At 73.4% G+C, this 4,063-nt stretch carries 4 protein-coding genes; 1 reads left to right on the plus strand and 3 read right to left on the minus strand.

What is annotated here, in order from left to right:
• Window positions 1-36: 36 nt before the first annotated feature.
• Window positions 37-246, minus strand: coding sequence for a DUF7455 domain-containing protein (locus tag HMPREF3105_RS10790; protein WP_002858172.1), 210 nt, complete (start codon window positions 244-246; stop codon window positions 37-39).
• A gap of 252 nt (window positions 247-498) precedes the next feature.
• On the opposite strand from HMPREF3105_RS10790, the gene HMPREF3105_RS10795 reads away from it, so the two are divergent.
• On the plus strand, window positions 499-2,604 hold the full coding sequence (locus HMPREF3105_RS10795) for a DNA gyrase/topoisomerase IV subunit B (RefSeq protein ID WP_036384624.1): 2,106 nt from the start codon (window positions 499-501) through the stop codon (window positions 2,602-2,604).
• A gap of 174 nt (window positions 2,605-2,778) precedes the next feature.
• Here HMPREF3105_RS10795 and HMPREF3105_RS10800 read toward each other — a convergent pair whose 3' ends face one another.
• Entirely contained in the window at window positions 2,779-3,852 is a 1,074-nt protein-coding gene (locus HMPREF3105_RS10800; protein ID WP_036384625.1) for an NAD-dependent epimerase/dehydratase family protein, read from the minus strand.
• A partial coding sequence (locus HMPREF3105_RS10805; protein WP_141762517.1) for a hypothetical protein occupies window positions 3,849-4,063 on the minus strand: 215 nt, incomplete at its 5' end. The genes HMPREF3105_RS10800 and HMPREF3105_RS10805, both read right to left, overlap by 4 nt.

Below are 4,063 nucleotides of genomic sequence, written 5' to 3' on the forward strand. Positions count from 1 at the left end.
CCCGCGGGGGTCCGGCCCTTCGTCATGCCGGGCGCCTCAGGCGCCGGCGGTGAGGCGGTCCGTCTCGTCCTGCCACAGCGCGGCCTGGGGACGCAGCGCGTCCTCGACGGCGCGGGCGTGGTGGGCGCAGAACTGGAGGGCACCGCCGGAGTGCAGCACGGCGCGGACGTAGGCCTGCGCGCCGCAGCGGTCGCAGCGGTCGGAACGGGTGAGGGCGGCCGGCTCGGCCACGGCGGTGATGGACATGGTGTCCTCCTCGGGTCTCTCGGGGCTGGAGGGCGACGACGCCGGTGGGGCGGGCCGGTCCTCCTCTTGTCCCATGGAACAGCAAGGATGGCAGGGAACTTCCCCGCGCGCCCGCCCTCCACCCGCGTTTCGCCACCCGCGTACGCGAGGAGCCCAGCCGGGCGGCCCGCGACGTCCGGCGCGGAGCCCGGCGTGTCCGGCCCGCGGAGTAGGCTGGACCGGCCGCCGTCGTCCACCGAAAGGCCCGCCCCCGTGCCCGCGAACACCGAGTACAACGCCCGCCACCTCTCCGTGCTGGAGGGGCTCGAGGCCGTCCGCAAGCGGCCGGGCATGTACATCGGCTCCACCGATTCCCGCGGCCTCATGCACTGCCTCTGGGAGATCATCGACAACTCGGTGGACGAGGCCCTGGCCGGCTTCGGGCAGTCGATCGAGATCACCCTGCATCCGGACGGCTCCGTCGAGGTCGAGGACAACGGGCGCGGCATCCCCGTGGACGTGGAGCCGCGCACCGGTCTGTCCGGCGTCGAGGTGGTGTTCACCAAGCTCCACGCCGGCGGCAAGTTCGGCGGCGGTTCCTACGCCGCCTCGGGCGGCCTGCACGGCGTGGGCGCGTCGGTGGTCAACGCCCTGTCCTCGCGCCTGGACGTGCAGGTGCTGCGCGGGGGCAAGGTCCATCAGATGTCGTTCCGGCGCGGCGAGCCGGGCCGCTTCCAGGACGGGTCGCGCCCGTCGCCGGACGCCCCGTTCGAGCCGTCCACGGACGCCTCGCCGCTGGACGTCGTCGGGAAGGCCAAACGTGGGCAGACCGGCACGCGCGTGCGCTACTGGGCGGACGAGCAGATCTTCGTGAAGGACGCGACGTTCTCCGCCGAGGAGCTCCAGGCGCGGGCGCGCCAGACCGCCTACCTGATCCCGGGCCTGCGGATCACGGTCAAGGACCTGCGCCGCCGACCCGGCACGCCCGGCGCCGACGGCCCGGTCGAGGAGGTCTTCCAGTACGACGGCGGCATCTCCGAGTTCGTGGAGCACCTCACGCCCGCCACCCCGGTGACGGACGTGTGGCGGATCCAGGGCTCCGGCACCTTCAAGGAGCGGGTCCCGGTGCTCGGCGAGGACGGGCGCACCTCCATGCAGGATGTGCAGCGCACGTGCGAGGTGGACGTCGCCCTGCGCTGGGACGTCGGCTACGACACCGTGTTCCGGTCCTTCGTGAACATCATCGCCACGCCCAAGGGCGGCACCCACCAGTCCGGGTTCGAGGCGGCACTGCTGAAGGCGTTCCGCGCCCAGGTGGAGGCCAACGCGCGCCGGCTCAAGGCCGGGTCGGACAAGGTGGAGAAGGACGACGTGCTGGCCGGCATGACCGCCGTCCTGACGGTGCGGCTCGCCGAGCCGCAGTTCGAGGGACAGACCAAGGAGATCCTCGGCACCTCCGCGGTGCGGCGGATCGTCTCCCAGGTGGTGGAGAAGCAGCTGACCGCCCGCCTCACCTCCACGGCCCGCGCCCAGAAGCAGCAGGTGCACACGCTGCTGGAGAAGGTCGTCGCGGAGATGAAGTCGCGCATCTCCGCGCGCACCCACAAGGAGAACCAGCGGCGCAAGAACGCCCTGGAGACCTCGACGATGCCGGCCAAGCTGGCGGACTGCCGCAGCAACGACGTCGCCTCCTCCGAGCTGTTCATCGTCGAGGGCGACTCGGCGCTCGGCACCGCCAAGCTGGCCCGGTCCTCCGACTTCCAGGCCCTGCTGCCGATCCGGGGCAAGATCCTGAACGTGCAGAAGGCCTCCGTCTCGGACATCCTGGCCAATGCCGAGTGCGCGGCGCTGATCCAGGTCGTCGGGGGCGGCGCGGGGCGCAGCTTCGACCTGGATGCGGCCCGCTACGGCAAGGTCGTGCTGATGACGGACGCGGACGTGGACGGTGCCCACATCCGCACCCTCCTGCTGACGCTCTTCTTCCGCTACATGCGTCCCATGGTCGAGGCCGGGCGCGTGTACGCGGCCGTCCCGCCGCTGCACCGGATCGAGGCGGTGACCCGCGGCGTGAAGGAACGCGAGGTCATCTACACGTACTCGGAGCAGGAGCTGCACGCGACGCTCGCCCGCCTGGAGCGGGAGGGTCGCTCGTACCGCGAGCCGATCCAGCGCTACAAGGGCCTGGGCGAGATGGACGCCGACCAGCTGGCCGAGACCACGATGGACCCGCGCCACCGCATGCTCCGCCGCGTGAACATCGCCGAGGTGGAGGCCGCCGAGCGGGTCTTCGACCTGCTCATGGGCTCCGCCGTGGCCCCCCGCAAGGACTTCATCGTCTCCCACGCCGACGAGCTGGACCGCGAGCGCATCGACGCCTGACCCCCCACTTTCGTTCGGGAAACGGCGGCCCCAGGAGCGTCGTCGTTCGGGAAACGGCGGGCACCGAGACGACGGCGGCGCAGTCTCCGCCGTTTCCCGAACGAAAGCGGCGTGACCCGCGCCGTTTCCCGAACGAAAGCCCTGGGCGGGCGGCTGCTCCGACCGCGGCGGACGTCAGCGGTCGCGGTAGTACGCCGCGACGCGGTGCAGGCCCTCGTCGATGCTCACGGTCGGCGTCCACGCGAGGACCTCACGGGTGCGCCGCTGGTCGAACCAGTGGGCGGTCGAGAGCTGCTCGGCGAGGAACTCGGTCAGCGGCGGCTCGCCGTCGTCGGAGCCCACGCCCCGGGACCGCAGCCCGAACAGGTCCCGCTCCCACGCCCGCTCGATCAGGGCGCCGGCACGCCGGGCCAGGCCCGCCGGGACGCGGCGCTCGGGTTCCGCGGCACCGCCCGCCAGCGCGATCTGGCGGATCAGCTCGCCGACCGGTCGCGGCTCGCCGTTGGTCACCACGAGGGCCTCGCCGTGGTGCACGTCCGCCGCGGACACGGCCGCCACCACGGCCTCGACGGCGTTGGCCGTGTACAGCGTGTCGACCAGGGGAGCGCCCGTGCCGAGCACGGGCATCCGCCCGGCCCGCGCACGCTGCACGATCCGGTCGGTGAGCTGCAGGTCCCCGGGCCCCCACATCAGGTGGGGGCGCAGCACGAGGACGCGGAAGTCGTCGCGGTCGGCGGCCAGGGCCAGTCGCTCGCCGGCCGCCTTCGTGCGGGCGTAGGGTCCGCGCGCGTGCTCGGGGCTGGCGGCTCCGGCGCCCTCGCCGACGATGGAGTCGCCGGCGTGCGCCACGGAGGGGGAGGAGACGTGGACGAAGCGTCGCACGCCGTGGCGCTGCGCGGCGTGCAGCAGGATGCGCGTGCCCTCGACGTTCACGGCCTCGTACTCGTGCTCGGGGCCGGACACGGACACCTTCGCGGCCACGTGCACCACGGTGTCCGCGCCGGTCAGGGCCTCCTCGACGGCGGCCGGGTCGGTCACGGAGCCACGCACGTCCCGCGCACCGGGCACGCCCGAGGGACGCCGCTGCAGGGTGGTCACGTCGTTGCCGGCATCGGCGAGCACCCGGGCGACGCCCGCGCCCAGCAGCCCCGAGGCGCCGGTCACCAGGACGCGGCGCGACTCGAGGCGCTCGACGAGGTCGGGCATGCCGGCGGCATCGAGGCCGACGTCGTAGCCGAAGCCGCTCACAGCGCACCCGCCTTCCCGCCGGCGAGCACGGCCTCCGCCCAGTCGGCCACCCGGGCGCGGTCGATCTTGGAGTTGTGCCGGATGTCCGTGGGGATCTCATCCGCCACGAGCACCGCGGCCACCGGCAGCGGCTCGAGGGCCGCGCGCACGGCGGAGGCCAGCGCGGTCGGGGCGAGGCCCTGCTTGGGTCGGCCGTCGCGGTGGTGACCCG

The organism is Micrococcus sp. HMSC31B01, from assembly GCF_001816085.1.
GTDB classification, from domain to species: domain Bacteria; phylum Actinomycetota; class Actinomycetes; order Actinomycetales; family Micrococcaceae; genus Micrococcus; species Micrococcus luteus.